Consider the following 18,019-nt stretch of genomic DNA (forward strand, 5'->3'; position numbering starts at 1 on the left):
ATGGTATAATTAATTAGCGCCTAGAAACCTACATTAAGACCTAATGTAAATACAGATGAGTTAGCTGGCACGTTTTGATCTTTTCCAGAATTAATTGAATTTCCGTTTATTGAAATCTCAGGATCTGAACCTCTGTATTTAGTCCAAGTCAATAAATTTGATCCCTGAGCATATACTTTTGCAGATGAGATGTATTTATTAATCAATTCATTTTTAACTGGAATTCTGTAACTTAAAATGATGTTTTTAAGTTTTAAATACGATCCGTCTTCAACATAAGCTGAGTTGCTTGATGAGAAACCTCCAGAAAAACTATCGCCATACACTAGTTTTGGAACATCGGTAACTTGTCCCGGTGTTGTCCAACGGTCTTTTATGAAAGTTCCGTTGTTAAAAAAGCGCTGATCTGATAAAGTAGATCTTGTACCGTTGTACAATTTGTTTCCTCCAGAAAAAGTAAGTCCAATCGTTAAATCGAAATTTCGATAAGATAGATTATTGTTCAAACCACCATAATAAGTTGGCAAAGACGGGCCTTGAATACGTCCGTCACGATAGTTGTCGATGGCAGGAGCTGCAGTACCGTTTAAATAGGTAAAAGCTTTTGTAAGTGCATTGTATTGCACCTCTTCGTTATTTGCATTTACATAAACTCGGTTTCCGTTTTCAGGATTTACTCCAGTTGTTGGAACCGCAAAAATTGAACCTACCGAATAACCTTCTCTAGTAATATTCTGGATTCCGAAAGTGCTCAAAGCTGTTGGATAAATATCGCCGTATCCTCCAAGAGAAGTAACTTTGTTTTTGATCGTAGATAAATTCAAACTCGCATTCCATTGAAAATCATTGTCATCAATAATATTCGCATTCACAGTAAGCTCAAAACCTTTATTGTAAAGAGAACCTACGTTTGCAGCAATAGAGTTATTTGGGATTCCTTGTGATAACGCTTGAGGAGCATTTAAAATTAAATCGTTGATATTGTTTTTATAATAATCTGCTTCAATAGTAATTCGATTATTGAATAAAGCCAAATTAACTCCAAAATCAAACTTTTTGCTGGTTTCCCACTTTAAGTTAGAATTTCCAGATTGAGAGAAGTTAAGAGTAGGCACTCCTGCATAAGTTCCTGCTGTATATTGTGATAACGAAGCATAATCGTTCAATTCGCTGTTACCCACAATTCCGTAGCTGGCACGCACTTTAAAGGCATTCAGCACTTCTTTGATAGACGAGTTTTTATAAAAATCTTCTTCAGATATATTCCATCCCACCGAAGCACCTCCAAAATTTCCCCATTTATTGCCGCTTGCCAATGCTGATAATCCGTCTCTTCTGAAGTTAAGATTCAATAAATATTTTTTGTCATAATCGTAAGCAATACTGCTGAAATAAGAAAGCAAAACATTTTCAGTTTGAACCGAAACACCAGGGCTTATAGTTGTAAATCCGCCTTGAAAACTGGTAAAAAACGGATCTGTAAGTCCTGTTTTTATTGCTCCCCAGCCATCAATTGTTCTAACATTTTTTTCCTGTCCTAAAAGCGCTTTTAAATTATGTTTTTCATTAAATACAATAGAGTAGGTAAGTGTATTAGTCCAGTTTGATCTTTGGTATTTTGTGTTCGAATTGGTAGCCGCTCCTTTGGTTGAAAAGCCGTCACCACTGTATGGGTTTCTAAATTCTTTGTTTTCGACAACAAAATTATTAATGCCGTAAACGGTCTTGAATTTTAAGTTTTTAAGGATTTCAAGTTCCGCATAAACACTTCCGATAAAAGTATTGTTCTCAGAAGTATTTTTGTCTAAATCTAAAATCGTCTGCAGGTTGTAAGCATTAAAAACGCCTAATGATGGACTATTTGGACCATATCCAATATTTCCGTTGGCTGGATTTATGTTGTACGAACCATCAGCATTATAAACTGAAACGTTTGATGGCAAAATATAAGTAAGTCTTCCAAGCGGCTGCAATCCTATGTATTGTGTATTAACACTGTTTCCAGATGAAGAAGCAACAGAATTGGGAGTCGAAGAACCTGAATTTGGTCCTGAATTCAGCGTATTATTATAAGAGAAATTAGTTCCTAAAATAAACGAATTAGTTACTTTTTGCTCAAAGTTTAGTCGAATTCCCTGTCTTTTAAATTCGTTAGTTTTCAAAATACCATTTTGATCTGAATAGTTTGCCGATACAAAATAGTTGGTAGAATTTGTCGCGCCAGAAAAACTCAAGTTGTGGTTTTGAGAAACACCTGTATGATAAGCAACATCATACCAATTAGTTTCTTGTGTAGATCCGTCAGCATTTTGTCCTAAAGCAAAACCAGGTGTAAGTCCGGCATTTGTTCTAGCTTCATTTTTGATGGTTACATAATCCTGAGCGTTTAAAAGTTTTGGTAAATTATTGGCTTTGTTCCAGCTTACCCAAACATCATAATTAATATTTACTTTTCCTTTTTTCCTTTTTTAGTAGTAATTACAATAACTCCATTTGCTGCACGCGAACCATAAACTGCCGCAGCCGATGCATCTTTTAAAACATCGATAGATTCAATATCATTCGGATTAATATCTGATAATGGATTATTGCCAATTGCTCCGCCTGCAGTTCCTGTAAATACGGTTACTCCATCAACAATAATAAGCGGATATAACGAACTGGTGATAGAGTTTATTCCTCGAATTCTAATAACTGGAGTATTGTTTAACGAACCGCTTGGCTGTACAATATTTAGTCCTGATGCCTGACCGCCCAATAATTGGTCAAAACTTTGTGCAGGACGATTTGCTATTTGTTTAGCATCGATTTTTGCAGTAGAACCTGTAAAGGTTTTTTTTGCCGAAGTTCCGTATCCTACAACAACAATTTCGTCTAATTTTTCTACCTGTTCAGTCAGTTTTATTACAATTGGACTTCCGTCTACTACAACTTCTTTAGGAAGATATCCGATATAGCTGATTTGTAATGTGTAAGGAAATTTTTGACCTGTTTGAAAATAAAATTTTCCGTCTAAATCTGTTTCTACGCCGTGAGTGGTTCCTTTAATGTTTACAGAAGCACCTATAACAGGCTGATTGGTTATTTGATCGACTATGGTTCCATTTAGTTTAGATTGAATTGTAGGCTCTGTGTTTTGAGCTTTAATTCCAACTGAGATAAACAAAATGCTAATCCATAAAATAAGTTTTGTACTTTTTTTCATTCTTGGTAATAGGTTTTTGTAATTAAAAAATGCACAAAGAGGTTCGTTTAACCCCTTGTCTACATTGTTTTATTTTAGTGATAAATATTCTTTAATTCCGTCTTATTTCTGTTGCCGCAGAAACGTGTTTACGTGTAGTTGAAGTGGTTGTTTTTTGTCATGTTTGTTGGTGTTAGTTATTATTTTGATGATTTATGGTTATGATACAGCAATCCTTATTGATCCAAAAAGTATTGAATCAAAACGATTAAATTATGTCAGTAAGAAACCTAAGGCTTTAAGAAAATCGTTTTTAAGGTTTTGTGGAAAAAACAATTAAAAACGAAATGTTTATGAAGAATTAACAACAGAAGCACATATAACGAAAAGTGTTATAGGTATACTTTTTAGGAAGAATAAAAGATGATATGCTAACGGTTGTTTTCAAAATACAGTTGTTTATAGTTTTAAACTCTACTAATTCTATAGACAAAGTTAAATTTAATATAATAAAAACCAAAAGTTTTTTAAATTTTATTTAAATATTTAGAAAACAGATACTTATAAAATGATAGGGGTTTGTGTTTAATTATCTGATTTATAGGTTTTTAAAAATAAAATATTTAAAATAAAAAAAGACAAAAAAATAAGTTTGAGAGATCTTTTTTTACTTATTTTTCTGTCTTTTAATGTTTTATGAAATGCGAAAATTGCTATTCTGATCTTTAAATTAATTAATAAAAGTTCTATGTGCTGGAAAAACTAGACGCAAGCTGTTTTTAATTTTAAAAATCATTTTTTCAAAGCTGCACCGCCAGGCATAACTTCCGTTTTTAATTTAAACTTACTGTATTCAACAACACCTGTTTTATCGGCCCAGTCAAAATATTTTGCGGAAAGATCATTTACAATTCCGAGGTTTTGCTGTGCTACATTATTTGTTTCGCCGCGATCTGTTTCAAGATCATAAAGTTCCCATTGATAGGCAGGATATGTCGAAACTAGTTTCCATTTTCCGTCTCTTACCGCTCTGTTTCCAGCTCTTTCCCAAAATAATGGAGCACCGCGATTTACTTCAGAAACATTGTCGAACAAAACGGGCAGCAAACTTTTCCCCGCTAACGGATTTGAGGTAACGCCATTGTATTCTGTTGGATAAGTAATCCCAGCCAATTCATAAAAAGTAGGAGCAAGGTCAATAATATGTCCTGTTCCTTTATCGATTCGTCCTGCTTTTATTTTTGATGGATACCAAGCGATAAACGGCGAACTAAAACCGCCTTCATGCATATTGTTTTTATACTGCTGTAGTGGTGTGTTCGACAAGTAAGCCCAGTTTTGCTCTTGATAATCAAACGATCCAGAAGTTCCAACCGGCCCGTCATTTCGAACTAAACCTCGCCCTAACGGATTGTAAGTATTAAAACCGCCTTGCGCACCATTGTCTGAAATGAAAATAATTAAAGTGTTTTTATCCTTTTTTAAAGCTTTCAATTTGTTTAAAACTTTCCCCACATTTTGATCCATGTTGTCAACCATAGCGGCGTAAACCTCCATTTTTGCTTTCCAAAATTGTTTTTCATCATACGACAATTTACTCCATTCAGGAACTTCTGGATCTCTAGGAGCAACGGTTTGATTGGCTGGTAAAATTCCGTTTGCTTTAAGTTTTTCAATTCTTTTTTCTCTTAAAACATCCCAACCCTCGTCAAATTTTCCTCTGTATTTGGCAATATCAACTGGTTTTGCCTGTAAAGGCCAATGTGGAGCTGTAAAAGCGAGATACAAAAAGAAGGGTTTGTTCTCTTTGTTTTGCTCATCAAGAAAAGTGACAGCATTATTTCCTATTTCATCTGTAAAATAATAAGAATCGTCTTTTGGATGTAATTCTTCATTATTGCGAATCAATTTTACGGGATATGGCGTTTTTCCAAAAGGCAGCGGTTTGGTATCAAAATAGTTTGAAGCACCTTTTAAAATACCATAAAATTTATCAAAACCTCTTTGGTTTGGCCATTGCGATTGATCTTCAGATCCTACGTGCCATTTTCCAGAAAGTAAAGTGCTATAACCGCCGGAACGAAAAACCTCTCCTAAAGTCAATGATTCTTTATTTAAATAACCTTGGTAAGCAGGAAGTCCTAAATTGACATCAAAAAATCCCATTCCGGCTTTATGCTGATATTGTCCCGTAAGTAACGAAGCACGCGTTGGTGCGCAAATCGAGTTATTGTAAAATTCGCGTAAACGTAAACCTTCGCTGGCGAGTTTATCGAGATAGGGTGTTTTAATTTCGGAACCATAATTTCCTAAATCAGAATATCCCATATCATCAACCATTATTAAAATAATATTGGGTTTTGTGGTTTCTTGAGTTGTTTTATTTTGTGCCGAAACTAAAGCTGTTGCGACGAACAGCAGGTTTAATGTAATAAGTGTTTTTTTCATTTTAGTTGATATTTTAATGCATTTGAAATGACAGGTGAAACTTTGATAATGTTTATATTCATGTTAGTTAGTTCATTCTGTTAGGCTTGGCGATGACAATAATGGATATTATTTTTATTATTGGCTATATGTTTTATTTTGAGTGAAACGACTTTTATAAACAATCCAAACTATGTTTCTATCTGTTTAAAAAAATAGGTATTTAGGATTAAATCATTTATTAAACAGTAAAAAAGCAATAAGCAGCGTAACAATCACATTGAATAATTGTGCAATTAAAAAGGCATATAAAGGTTTTCGGCTGTTGTTGTTTAATAAATCTTTAAAATTGGTTTCGAGACCAATACTTGTAAAAGCTAGGGCAAACCAAATTCCCTGCAGATTTTTTAAACTGTCTTTTACTTCATCTCTAGTTTCGGCTGTAAGCAGGAAAGAAAAGAGTAAAGAGGCTGCAATAAAGCCAATTACGAATTTAGGAAAACGTTCCCAGATTACTTTTAAGGTTGGTTTAGATGCTGCAGCTTCAGCCGAAGAATTATGTGAATAAGTCCAATATACAGAGATTGCAAAAGCAGCAATTCCTAATAATACGTTTTGAGAGAATTTTACAATAGTGCTGATTTTTAGAGCGGTTTCGCCAACTAATGAACCTGAAGCAACAACTGCTCCCGAGGTGTCGATGCTTCCGCCCAGCCATGCTCCCGTAACTTCTTCGGGAAAATTGAAATATTTGGCAATTATGGGCATAAAAATCATCATTGGAATTGCGGTTACCAATACAATCGAAATAACATAGGATAGCTTTTTTGAATCGCCTTTGATGGCACCCGAGGTCGCGATCGCTGCAGAAACTCCGCAAATCGAAACAGCACTCGAAATCATCATCGTTAATTCGTCGTCGACTTTTAGTTTTTTACACAGCCAAAAAGCAAAATACCAAACGGATAAAACGACTATTAGAGCCTGAATTAATCCTAAAGAACCTGCTTTTAAAATGTCTGAAAAAATAACACTGGTTCCTAATAAAACCAATCCGATTTTGACAAATACTTCGGTAGAAAGTGCTGATTTGAACCAATCGGGAAGTTTAAAAAAATTGCTGATGGCTAAACCAATAATTAAACTAAAAATTACGGCTTCGAGATTAAGTCCTTTTACGTCGGTATTTCCAGCAATAATGAGCGCAATAAGGGTTAATAGATAAACTATTGGAAATCCTAACAGAAAATGTTTTACTGATTTCCCAATTAAAAATGCTCCAAATGCTCCAATGATAATGAGATATAAAAATTGAAATAAGAGAATTTTGAGATTTGCAGCGTCGAAGACATCAGCGAGTAAATCGGTTTGATTTGACCATTTGAAAACGGGAACTTCGGGTAGAAAAACAAATAGCGAAAGTCCGATTATTATAAATCCGAGAATAACGACGGTCCAATCTTCGTGAATGGTGAATGTTTTGGTTTGGGTTGACATTGTTTATTTTATTATCCTTACAGGTTTTCAAAACCTGTAAGGTATTTATGTGTTATTGATTCTAAACGCTTAACAGGTTTTTAAAACCGGTTAGGACATCTAAATTTTGGTTTTGCTTATAGGTTACAAATCGACAAAGTATTTTTGTTTTCCAAAATCAAATTCGTAATAAGTTAGATTTGGCCATAAAGGTTTTATCAAACTCTTTTCCCAGTTTTGTAAAGCATTTTCTAATTCTTTTACTTTTTGCTGATTTTGCTGAGCGAGATCTTTTGTCTCCGATTTATCTGAAGCAAGATTATAAAGCCATTTTTCATGTGTTTTTCCGCTTATGATCAATTTCCAATCGCCGCTTCTTATGGCTTTTGCATCGCCGGAACGCCAGTATAAATCTTTGTGTGCGATCTTGTTTTCATTTACAGTTTTTACTAAATCAACACCATCATAAACTCGGTCTTTTGGTAAATTAGAATGTATGGCAGCGGCAATCGTGCTAAAAATATCTAATGTGCTTACAGGAGTTTTATAGATCGTGTGCGGTTTGATTTTTCCCTTCCACGAAAGTGCAAACGGAACATTAACTCCGCCTTCAAAATGAGAAAACTTTCCTGCTTTTAATGGGGCGTTTGTAGTGGCAAAAGTATAATCGGCTCCGCCATTATCGCTGGCAAAAAAGATTAGTGTATTATCTTCCAGACCTTCTTTTTTTACTTTTGCTCTAATTCTTCCTATGGCATCATCAAGCGCACTGATCATAGCAAAATAAACGCGTTTGTTTTCGTCTTTTACATTCGGGAAACGATCGTAATATTTTTTACGAACTTGAAATGGCGTGTGCGGCGCATTGAACGGAACATAAAGCAAGAAAGGTTTGGTTTTGTTTTTATCAATAAAAGCTTCAGCTTCATCTGCAAATGTTTCGGTTAAATACGCTTTATTATGAACTATTGTAGTATCACGACGAATTTGTCCAATGCCAACTCGGCCTTTTCCCCAAATCATTTTATCGGTAAAATCTTTGTGATGATGGTTAATAATATCTGGATTGTCATCTTCGGGAGTGTAAAGTGAAAACGCTTGATAAAATCCGTAATGGTAATCAAAACCACGATCTAAAGGAAAAAATCCTTTGTTGTGCCCAAGATGCCATTTACCAATAATTGCGGTGCTGTAGCCTTGTTTTTTGGCAAGATCGGCAAATGTAATTTCAGATTGTGGTAAACCTTGAGTGGCTATTGAAGCTTCATTCGGATACTTTATTTTTGCATTTAATCGCCAGTTATTGGTGTTGATTAAATATTTAAAACCATAATATTCTAAGTTATTTTTAGGATAACGATCTCCGGGTTGATATTCATGTCCAAAACGTTCCTGATAACGCCCAGTTAAAATTCCCGCACGCGAAGGCGAACAAATAGAAGCGGAAACATAACCGTCTTGAAATGTAACTCCTGACGCTGCCAGAGAATCGATATTTGGAGTTGGTGTAGATTTTCCTCCGTACAACGAAATATCATATTTTCCTAAATCATCTGCAAGGAGAATAATGATATTTGGCTTTTTTAAAGTGCTGTCTGCTGGAACTTTTTCAGCTAGAAAGTTTGTTTTTCCTTCAAGCAGTTTTTTGTCTGGTTGTATTAGAGTTCCATCTGTATTGATGGGCCAGAATAAAAAGGCTGCGAAAATAAGAAGCACTATTAAAATGGATAGTATAATCTTGGTTGTTTTTTTATAGGTTGCCATAAGGTTAGTTTTTAATGCTGTTTGAAGTTTGAAAACATTGTTTTTAAACACATAGAAACATAGTATTTAGAGTGCTAGAAAAAGATGTTTCACTTAAAATAAAACGCATAGCATTATGTGAAGAAATCGTGATTTCTTTAAATGATCTTTAAGCTGAGTTTTAAATCTATGTTTCTATGTGTTAAAAAATATTATCTAGAAGCTAAAGCCGCATCAACATCGTTTTTCAAATCGGCGGAACCTTCTTTTTTAAATACAATTTTTCTGTTTTTGTATAAAATCAAAGTAGGGAAAACTTTTATTGTTTTTAAGTCGGCAATTACCTGCGGGCTGTCTTCAAGATCAATTTCTACGATTTTTAAAGTATTGCCATATTGTGCTTTAATAGTTTCTAAAACTGGTTTTACTTTTTTGCAGGCACCACAATAAACGGAACCTATATCCACTAAAACATCTTTGTTTTCGGCAATAATTTTTTTGTATTCTGCGAGTGTTAATTTGCTTTTAGAATTAGAAAAGAAAGGTTTTCCGTTACCAATCCAGTTTGCAATTCCGCCTTCTAAACTATAAGCTTCCTTAAAACCTTTTTTTAATAAATCATCAGCGAGCCAAACACTTCTTCCTGCACCAATAGAATAGGTAAATACAGGTTTTGTTTTATCTAGTTTTGCTATTTGTTCAGTATAATCTTTTGATTCCAGATTAAAATTTACGGCGCCAATAATATGATTTAAAGCAAATTCATCAGAACCTCTTGCATCGATTATCTGCGGATTTTTTTCGGCTTTAATTTTTGCATAAAACTGTTCTAACGAAATAGTGTTTGAACTTTTATTTTGTGAAAACCCTATAAAGGTAAAAAGTAATAATAGAGCTACAATGCTGTTTCTTAATGTTTTATTTTTCATAATCAGTAGTTTTAAAAAGTAAGCAGTGTATTCAATTTAAATTTTGAATGCACCGCTTAATTTTGTTTCTTAAGATTGAACTTGTTCTAAAATTGGAGCAGGAGTATCTGCAGCTAAAACAGGTTTTGGTTTTAACGGAACAGATAAAACTCCTTCTGCCAAAGCGCTTCCTTCTTTTTTAGATTTGAATATTGGCCATAAAAACTGTGCATACCATTCTTCTTGTTTATAGGATTTGATTCCGTAGGATTTTGGGAATTTTCGGGTAATTAATCCAGTTCCAAAAATGACATCCCAAATGAAAAACATATTCCCAAAGTTTCCTTTAAAATGTCCAATGCCGTCTCCGCTCGTATCTGCATGATGTGCATGATGCGTGGCTGGTGTAGAAATTAAACGTTCTAAAACCCAAGCAATAGGATGAAGCACTTTGTATTTGTAAAGCGGTTTATCCCAAGCAATACTTGAGTGTGCGCCAAGTGTGATAAAACTTTTTATTACTAAGACAAACAAAGCGGGTAATCCTAAACCTAAATAGGTTAAAGTTGCGGTTAAATATATCTGAGAGAAAAACACTGTATAAATGAAGTTTTGTCTAGAAAGCATCGCCATTCCCATATAAGGAGCGGAATGATGTGTTCTATGAAAACGCCACAAAAAAGGTACTTGATGATGAAGTCTGTGGTACCAATACTGCGTTAAATCATCGGCTACGGCAATTAGGAAAAATGCTCCCCAAAACGGAACCCATGATAATGAGTTTTCGAGATTTGGAATTAAAAAAGGTAAAACGGTTAAGCTGAAAAAGGCAATAATAGGAGGTAAAAGTAGTTTTGGAGCCAAGAAAGAAACAATATCAATTTTGCGTTCTTCACCCGTCCACTGATCGTCATATAAACCCGCTGCAAATTCTATAACTCCCAGAACAAGCATGAAAACCGTTAATCCCCAAGTTCTGATATTGGCGAATGCGGGTTTTGCAAATTCTAGAAAAGAAGGTACAGTAAGATGCGATTCTGTTACGGGATTATTACTTAACTTGAAATATAAATATATTGCCAAAACGGGCAATGTGTATAACAAAAGACTGATGGCTAAATCTCTTGTTAGTTTTGAGTTTTGTACTGCTGCCATGATTTTTTATTTTAAAAATTGATTAATTACTGCCAGTCCTCCGGCTAATATTGCCAGCGGAACTAAAAATAGGATTGTGCCTACGACAATCTTTTTTCCTATAATGATATAATCTACTCGTTTCATGCTGTTTTATTTTTTTGATTTCAAAATTGAATCAGGTCTTTTAGTTTGATAAAAAGACCTGATTACTATTTTTAGTGTGTGGCTCCAGAACCTGATTGCGTTGCTTTTCTAGCAAGTTCCTGCAAGGTTTTGCCTTTGTCTTGACCGTTGTTATGAATTCTGCGGTTAAAAACATCCTGCCAGTCAATCAGCGGATAAAGATTATTTTCTTTTGCCTGCTCATCAAATAGTTTTTTAAGCTCGGCTAATTTTTCTGGATACTTTTTTGCGAGATTATTACGCTCGTTAAAATCTTCGTTCAGATTGTATAATTCCCAAACATCATTGTCGAAATTGCTTGGTTCTGGTTTTTCATTTTTGCCTAAAGAACTTTTCAAAGCAAAGGAATCTGGTAAATGTGCTGCCGCAGCTTTCCATCCGTCTTTATAAATGGCTCTGTTTCCAAAAATGTAATAATATTGAACTTTGTGCAGCGACTCGGCTTTTGGATTGTCTAAAGAAGCTTGAAATGATGAACCTTGAATAATATCCTGTTTAATTTCACGAATATATTCTGGCGCTTTTATCCCAGCAATGTCTAAAGTTGTTGGAAGCAAATCGGTTACGTGGCTGTATTGATTTCTAATACCGCCCTTGTCTTTAATTCCGTTTGGATAAAATACAATAAGCGGATTACGAGTTCCTCCTTCAGAATGTGCGTCTTGTTTCCAGTTTTTAAAAGGAACATTTGTGGCTTGTGCCCATCCTAATGGATAATTGGTATTTAAACCTTTTGCAGTTCCAATTTCTCCAATATTATCTAAATTACTTTGCAGATTTTGCTCATCAGATTTTCCTTGAGAGAATAAACTTTGATTAATTGTACCTTGCAAAGTCCCTTCTTTACTGGCGCCATTATCTCCAATAGCAACAAAAATCAAAGTATTGTCTAATTGGTTGCTTTCTTTTAAATAATTTACAACTCTTCCAATTTCATAATCTGTATAGGTTAAATAACCTGCATATACTTCCATGAATCTAGCATATACTTTCTTTTGATCTGGCGTTAGTTTTTTCCAATCTGTGATTAATGGGTTGCGCTCTGGTAAAACGGCATTTGCAGGGACAACTCCTAGTTTCTTTTGGTTAGCCAATACCTTTTCGCGGTAAGCGTCATAACCTTCATCAAATTTTCCTTTGTAAGCATCGCTCCATTTTTCAGCAACTTGATGTGGTGCATGAACTGCGCCTGGTGCATAGTATAAAAAGAATGGTTTTCCGGGTGCTGCTTTTTGTTGTTTTTGAATATAACTAATTGCTTTATCAGTAATTAACTCACTTAAATGGCGTCCATCAGGTTTAACATGAACCTGATCTTCTACTAAATCAGGATTGTACTGATCCGTTTGCGAACCTAAGAATCCGTAAAAATGTTCGAAACCTTTTCCTGTCGGCCATCTGTCAAATGGTCCTGCATCTGTAGCTTCTTCATCTGGAGTAACACCATATTTACCAACTGCAAATGTGTTGTAACCATTGTCACGTAAAATTTCTGCGATCGTTCCTTTATCAGATGGAATACGTCCGTCCCAGCCTGGGAATCCTGCTGACATTACGGTGTGAGAAAAACCGCTTACGTGAACTCTTGCAGAGTTTCTTCCAGTTAATAATGCGGCACGGGTAGGAGCACAAATTGCTGTAGTATGAAAGTTGGTGTAACGCAAACCATTGTTTGCCAAATTGTCAAATGTTGGAGTTTGAATTAATCCGCCAAAAGCACTTGACGCTCCAAAACCTACATCGTCTAGTAATATCCAAACAATGTTTGGTGCACCTTTTGGAGCTTTTACGGGATCAGGCCAATATTCTTTAGACTCGGCTAAAGTTTTGCCAATTACACCTTTAAATTCTGCATTAGGATTTGTTTGGCTAAAGCCGAATTGTGCGACAAGTAATGCAGTAATCAAAAGCCCTTTTTTAGGACTTTTGATTGTGATGTTATTTTTTGAATTTTTCATTTTTACTTCGTTTTTTGGTTGTATGTTAATTAATATCCAGGGTTTTGTGGTAAGCCGTCAGGGTTAATATTTCGTTCGCTTTGCGGAATCGGATAGAGGTTATTTCTTTCTGAAACAGAGTTTTTAGCCGTTACTTTTTTAACTTCGGTAACCAATGTTCCCCATCTTACTAAGTCAAACCATCTTTGTCCTTCTTGAACAAATTCTTTTTTGCGCTCTTCTTGTATGGCTGCTCTAAAAGTTGTTTGAGTTAAACCTTTTAAATCTACTGCTGCATCAGGAGTAGTTATAGGTTTACCAAAAGCTCTTCTTCTTACTTGATTAATCAATTCGTACGCTTCGGGAGTTGGCGTTCCTTGCTCATTGATTGCTTCCGCCAGAGATAATAAAATATCGGCATAGCGAATTACAGGAAAGTTGATTGCTACGTTACCCGGAGTTGCCAAATTGGTTAAGTCCAAATACTTTTTGAAAATTGGTTTAGGAAAAGTGTACAAAGTTCCCGTTGCTGGATTAGGAAGTTGTTTGGCATAACTGACATCTCTTCGTGTGTCTCCAACAGCATAAATATCATAGAACAAGGCTACATCCGAAATAATATCAGCAGGTTCTGTCGCAGTAAATCCTGTAAAAGATGTGGCTTGAAAAGTACTTCCGCTAGATCCATTTCCTGCTTGATTTGGTTCAAACTGAACAGAGAAAATATGTTCTTTTCCATTCTTTTTTGTTTTCGTAAAGATGTCTTGAAAACTTTCAAACAATGCATATCCATAACCGCCGTTTATAACTTCTCTAGCTTTTAAAACAGCATTTGGCCAATCTTTTCGAGTTAAATAAACTTTAGCCAAAATAGCTTTTGCTGCTCCAGAAGTTGCACGGCCTGCATCAGCAGCTGGGTAAGTTGGAGGCAGACTTTCGGCATCTTTTAAATCCGCAATGATTTGTGCATATACTTCTTCAACTGGTTTTCTGTTTGCTTTTAAACTTTCTAATTGAATTGAAGTTGGTTCATGCAAAACGATTGGAACTGCGCCCCAAAGACGAACTGCTTGAAAGTATAGCAAGGCTCGAATAAATTTAGATTCGTTGATTAATCTCGTTTTAACAACTTCTGAACCTGATACTTTCGAAATGTTATCGATTGAAACATTGGCTCTGTTTATTCCCGCATAAATTTGACGCCAAGCTACTTGTACACGATCTGAAGTGGCATCGTGTGTTAAACTGCTTAATGCTCGCACCTGCGGATTTGTTGCTGAAACTCCTGCAGCCGCATAATCTGAAGCCATATCAGTCAGGAAGTAAAGGTTTCGACCAAATAAACTTTGTTCTCCCGGATCAAGGCTTAAAGAAGCATAAACTGCGGTTACACTTGCAATGGCATCGTCTTGGGTTTTAAAATAGTTGTCTTCGGTTACAAAAGAGGTTGGTGTTACCTCCAGCTCAGTGCACGATACCAGTAGTCCGGCACTTAAAAGGAATGTTATAATAATCTTTTTCATTTTATATTTTTTTTACTTAGAAAGTTACGTTCAAGCCGGAGATGAATGTTTTTGAGTTTGGATACGATCCAAAGTCAATTCCCGGATATAAGTTGTTTTGTTCGTATGAACTTACCTCTGGATCATAACCAGTGTATTTTGTCCATGTAATTAGATTTTCGGCAGAGACATAAAACTTTACGCTTTTGGTGCCCAATTTTTTAGAAACACTCTTTGGTAAAGTGTAGCCAAGCGTAATTAATTTTAATCGTAAGAAAGAAGCATCTTCAACGTAACGTTCAGAAACTATCCCTAAAGGAGAACTTGACGCTCTAGGTATTTCGTTGCTTGGATTTGTTGGTGTCCAGCGATCGACTAAAGTTGTAGCGGCGTTTGTACCAAGAGTCGAAATTTCTAATTGCTGGTTTAAAGCATTAAATACTTTTCCGCCATACGATCCTTGAAAAGAGAAATTCAAATCGAAGTCGTTGTATGAAATTGTATTGCTGAAACTTCCAACAAATTTTGGCTGTGATGTTCCAAGATCTCCTTTGTCAAGAGCTGTAATAACGCCGTCGCCATTAGTATCAACATATCTTCTGTCTCCCACTTTTGTATTGGCTAAACTGTTTATTTTTGGCTGTGTATTTACCTCTTCCTGCGTTTGAAAAATACCATTTGTCTTGTATCCCCAGAAAGTTCCCAGAGGCTTTCCAACTTTTACAATTACAGGCTGTTGCTGCAATAAAGAACCATTTGGTACAACTGGAAAAAATTGATCAACACCATTTCCTATGGCGGTTACTTTATTTTTGTTGGCAGAAAATACAATGTTTGAATTCCAAGAAAAGTTCTCCGTTTTTATATTTTCAGTAGTTAAACCAATCTCGATACCTTTATTTTCAACCCCGCCAATGTTTTGTAATACTGTTGCATATCCTGATGTTAACGGAATTGGAACGTTGATTAACAAATCGTTTGTCTTTTTATAATAAACATCAAAGACAAAGTTGATTTTTCGATCAAGTAAGGATAAATCTAAACCAACATTGTATTGATTTGTTTTTTCCCATTTCAAATCAGGATTTGCCAATCGGGTAGGAGCTAAACCAGTTTGTAAAGTTCCTCCAAAAGCATAATTTACAGAACCCATAGAAGCTAACGAAAGGTAGTTTCCAATTTCTTGATTCCCTGTTGTTCCTGCTGTAATTCTTAATTTAGCTTCGGTTACGCCTTTAATGTTATTGGCAAATTCTTCGTCAGTAATATTCCAAGAGAATCCTGCAGAAGGAAAGTAACCCCAAAGTGATTCTGATCCAAATCTAGACGAACCATCTGCACGAGCTGATAATGTAAAATTGTATTTTCCTCTATACGAATAATTTACTCTCGTTAACCATGATTTCAAAACACTTTCAAAAGCATCACTATATGGTTTTACGGCTACACCATCCTGAAGTGCATTATAAGTATTAGCATCATTTACAAAAGTATTTGCACCTGCATTAACTACTTCGCCTTTAGTGTATTGAAGTGTGTATCCGCCTAAAACCGAAAACTTATGGTTTTCACCAAAATTGGTGTTATAGTTTAATGTGTTTTCATTTAATACCGAACTTACTGTTCTGTCACCAACAGATGCTAAACCTTTTGTTCCCGCTCCGGTTGTTGTATTGGCTGGAGCATAATAATTTTGTTTTGTCCCAATTACATCGCCACTTACCGCAACTTTTGCCACCAGTTTTTTGGTTATTTTATATTCACCAAATAAGCTGGTTAAAATTCTGTTGATTTTAGTTTCATTAGTGGTGTTTTCTAAATCATTAATTGGATTTGGAACAAAACCATTTACAGAAGTTGCATAAGGGTTATTAGTTACATTATAACTTCCATCAGCATTTTTAATAGGAACAACGGGAGCTGTTAACAAAACGCTTACAATAGGATTTGGATTTCTTCCTGCTCCCGCGCCGCCATTTGTACCAACGCCATTTGAAACCGAATTACTGTAATTTGCGTTTACTCCAAATTTAAAATTCTGAGAATAGTTTCTTTCATAGTTTATACGAAGCGATATACGTTTAAAATCAGATCCCAAAACAATACCTTCTTGATCAAAATATCCTGCAGATACTGCATATCTTGATTTTTCATCACCTCCAGAAAATGACAATTGATGGTTTTGTACTGGAGCCGCAGTTCTAAAAGCCGCTGATTGCCAATCGTAACTTCCAGAGTTTTTAAAAGCTTCGATTTGTGCAGGAGAAAATGAAGGTGCTTGTCCAATACTTGCCTGAACATCATTTCGTAAACTTGCCCATTCGCTGGCGTTCATTACGTTAAGTTTTTTCGAAACATTTTGAAATCCAAAATAACCTTGATACGAAATATTATCTTGTCCTTTTGTTCCCTTTTTAGTTGTAATAATAACGACACCATTTGCACCTCTAGAACCATAAATTGCTGTAGCCGAAGCATCTTTTAGCACCTCAATAGATTCTATATCAACTGGGTTTATGGTAGACAATACATTTAAGCTGGCACCTGCAAATGATACTCCCGCTGAACTGTTGCTGTTGTCATTGTAAATTAAAATTCCATCTACAACATAAAGAGGTTCGTTACCCGCCGTAATCGAGTTTCCTCCTCTAATACGTACACTTGATGATGCGCCGGGTCTTCCAGAGCTTTGCGTTACAACAACTCCTGCAACAGCACCTCTTAATAAATTATCTGCAGATGAGGTTACTTGAGAGAGATTTGCTTTTGGTACAGAGGCTACAGAACCCGTAATATCTTTTCTTTTTTGAGTTCCGTACCCAACAACTACCAGTTCGTCCAGCTCCTGTCGTTCCTCTTTTAAATGAATAATTACAGGATTTTTGTCTACAATTATTTCAGTTTTTTTGTAACCGATGTAGGTTATTATTAAAGTGTAAGGTAATTTTTGACCAGTTTGAAAGTAGAATTTACCTTCAGCATCCGTTACAACTCCGTGAGTTGTACCTTTAATGTTTATTGATGCCCCAATGATGGGCTGATTTGTAATGTCGTCAACTACAGTTCCGTCGAGTTTAGATTGTATTAATGGTTTCGTATTTTGTGCCTGAAATTGCAGGGATGTTAACAAAAAAGTAACCCATAAAATGAGATTTATATTTTTTTTCATTTCTTTGTAATGGTTTTTAGTAATTAACAAGGCGCCCTGAAAGTTGATTTTTCAACTCTCTAATGTGTCCTTGATCTAGTGATAAATATTCTTTAAGCCTCGCCATTTCTGTTGCCGCAGAAATGGCTTTTTTTATTTACAGCAGCAGGTTTGCATCATTTTCATTTTAGTTTTTTTAGTTGTTAATTATTTTCTTTTTTAAAATTGAGATATATTCAAAGATCTTTTCTGAAGCTGTTTAGTGCCGCAAATAGAGGTTTGAACTATAAAATGTAATGTGGTGGTGAAATTTAAAAGTCTCGTTTTTTATTAGATTTTTAAAAACAATCTATTGTAAACGAATGATTTGCGTT

Annotated in this window: 10 protein-coding genes; all 10 read right to left on the bottom strand. The window is 35.2% G+C overall.

Annotated elements, in window-relative coordinates:
• Window positions 1–20: 20 nt before the first annotated feature.
• The 10 genes from BOW55_RS15180 to BOW55_RS15225 all read right to left on the bottom strand — a co-directional run bounded on the left by BOW55_RS15180 (window position 21) and on the right by BOW55_RS15225 (window position 17,666).
• The gene (locus tag BOW55_RS15180) at window positions 21–2,444 is read right to left on the bottom strand and encodes a SusC/RagA family TonB-linked outer membrane protein (protein ID WP_129024798.1); all 2,424 of its coding nucleotides are present in this window, start codon (window positions 2,442–2,444) and stop codon (window positions 21–23) included.
• A gap of 2 nt (window positions 2,445–2,446) precedes the next feature.
• Window positions 2,447–3,205, bottom strand: a complete 759-nt coding sequence (locus BOW55_RS15185; protein WP_129024799.1) for a TonB-dependent receptor plug domain-containing protein — start codon at window positions 3,203–3,205, stop codon at window positions 2,447–2,449.
• Between the two features lie 771 nt (window positions 3,206–3,976).
• Entirely contained in the window at window positions 3,977–5,632 is a 1,656-nt protein-coding gene (locus tag BOW55_RS15190; protein ID WP_129024800.1) for an arylsulfatase, read from the bottom strand.
• A 213-nt stretch (window positions 5,633–5,845) separates the two neighbouring features.
• Complete coding sequence (locus tag BOW55_RS15195; RefSeq protein WP_129024801.1) at window positions 5,846–7,108, bottom strand: YeiH family protein; 1,263 nt, start codon at window positions 7,106–7,108, stop codon at window positions 5,846–5,848.
• 123 nt (window positions 7,109–7,231) lie between these two features.
• Window positions 7,232–8,851, bottom strand: coding sequence for a sulfatase-like hydrolase/transferase (locus tag BOW55_RS15200; protein ID WP_129024802.1), 1,620 nt, complete (start codon window positions 8,849–8,851; stop codon window positions 7,232–7,234).
• Window positions 8,852–9,042: 191 nt separating this feature from the next.
• Window positions 9,043–9,759, bottom strand: coding sequence for a thioredoxin domain-containing protein (locus BOW55_RS15205; RefSeq protein WP_129024803.1), 717 nt, complete (start codon window positions 9,757–9,759; stop codon window positions 9,043–9,045).
• Between the two features lie 69 nt (window positions 9,760–9,828).
• Window positions 9,829–10,893, bottom strand: coding sequence for a sterol desaturase family protein (locus BOW55_RS15210; RefSeq protein WP_129024804.1), 1,065 nt, complete (start codon window positions 10,891–10,893; stop codon window positions 9,829–9,831).
• A gap of 197 nt (window positions 10,894–11,090) precedes the next feature.
• A complete protein-coding gene (locus BOW55_RS15215) occupies window positions 11,091–13,016 on the bottom strand; it encodes an arylsulfatase (protein WP_129024805.1) in 1,926 nt (641 codons plus the stop codon).
• A 29-nt stretch (window positions 13,017–13,045) separates the two neighbouring features.
• On the bottom strand, window positions 13,046–14,518 hold the full coding sequence (locus BOW55_RS15220) for a RagB/SusD family nutrient uptake outer membrane protein (protein WP_129024806.1): 1,473 nt from the start codon (window positions 14,516–14,518) through the stop codon (window positions 13,046–13,048).
• Between the two features lie 16 nt (window positions 14,519–14,534).
• Complete coding sequence (locus BOW55_RS15225) at window positions 14,535–17,666, bottom strand: TonB-dependent receptor (protein ID WP_129024807.1); 3,132 nt, start codon at window positions 17,664–17,666, stop codon at window positions 14,535–14,537.
• Window positions 17,667–18,019: the final 353 nt, after the last annotated feature.

The organism is Flavobacterium sp. YO12, from assembly GCF_004119495.1.
Classification (GTDB): Bacteria; Bacteroidota; Bacteroidia; order Flavobacteriales; family Flavobacteriaceae; genus Flavobacterium.

Coding starts and splice junctions, on each gene's coding strand:
- BOW55_RS15185 (WP_129024799.1), bottom strand. CDS start 3,205: ATGAAAAAAAGTACAAAACTTATTTTATGGATTAGCATTTTGTTTATC.
- BOW55_RS15190 (WP_129024800.1), bottom strand. CDS start 5,632: ATGAAAAAAACACTTATTACATTAAACCTGCTGTTCGTCGCAACAGCT.
- BOW55_RS15195 (WP_129024801.1), bottom strand. CDS start 7,108: ATGTCAACCCAAACCAAAACATTCACCATTCACGAAGATTGGACCGTC.
- BOW55_RS15200 (WP_129024802.1), bottom strand. CDS start 8,851: ATGGCAACCTATAAAAAAACAACCAAGATTATACTATCCATTTTAATA.
- BOW55_RS15205 (WP_129024803.1), bottom strand. CDS start 9,759: ATGAAAAATAAAACATTAAGAAACAGCATTGTAGCTCTATTATTACTT.
- BOW55_RS15210 (WP_129024804.1), bottom strand. CDS start 10,893: ATGGCAGCAGTACAAAACTCAAAACTAACAAGAGATTTAGCCATCAGT.
- BOW55_RS15215 (WP_129024805.1), bottom strand. CDS start 13,016: ATGAAAAATTCAAAAAATAACATCACAATCAAAAGTCCTAAAAAAGGG.
- BOW55_RS15220 (WP_129024806.1), bottom strand. CDS start 14,518: ATGAAAAAGATTATTATAACATTCCTTTTAAGTGCCGGACTACTGGTA.
- BOW55_RS15225 (WP_129024807.1), bottom strand. CDS start 17,666: ATGAAAAAAAATATAAATCTCATTTTATGGGTTACTTTTTTGTTAACA.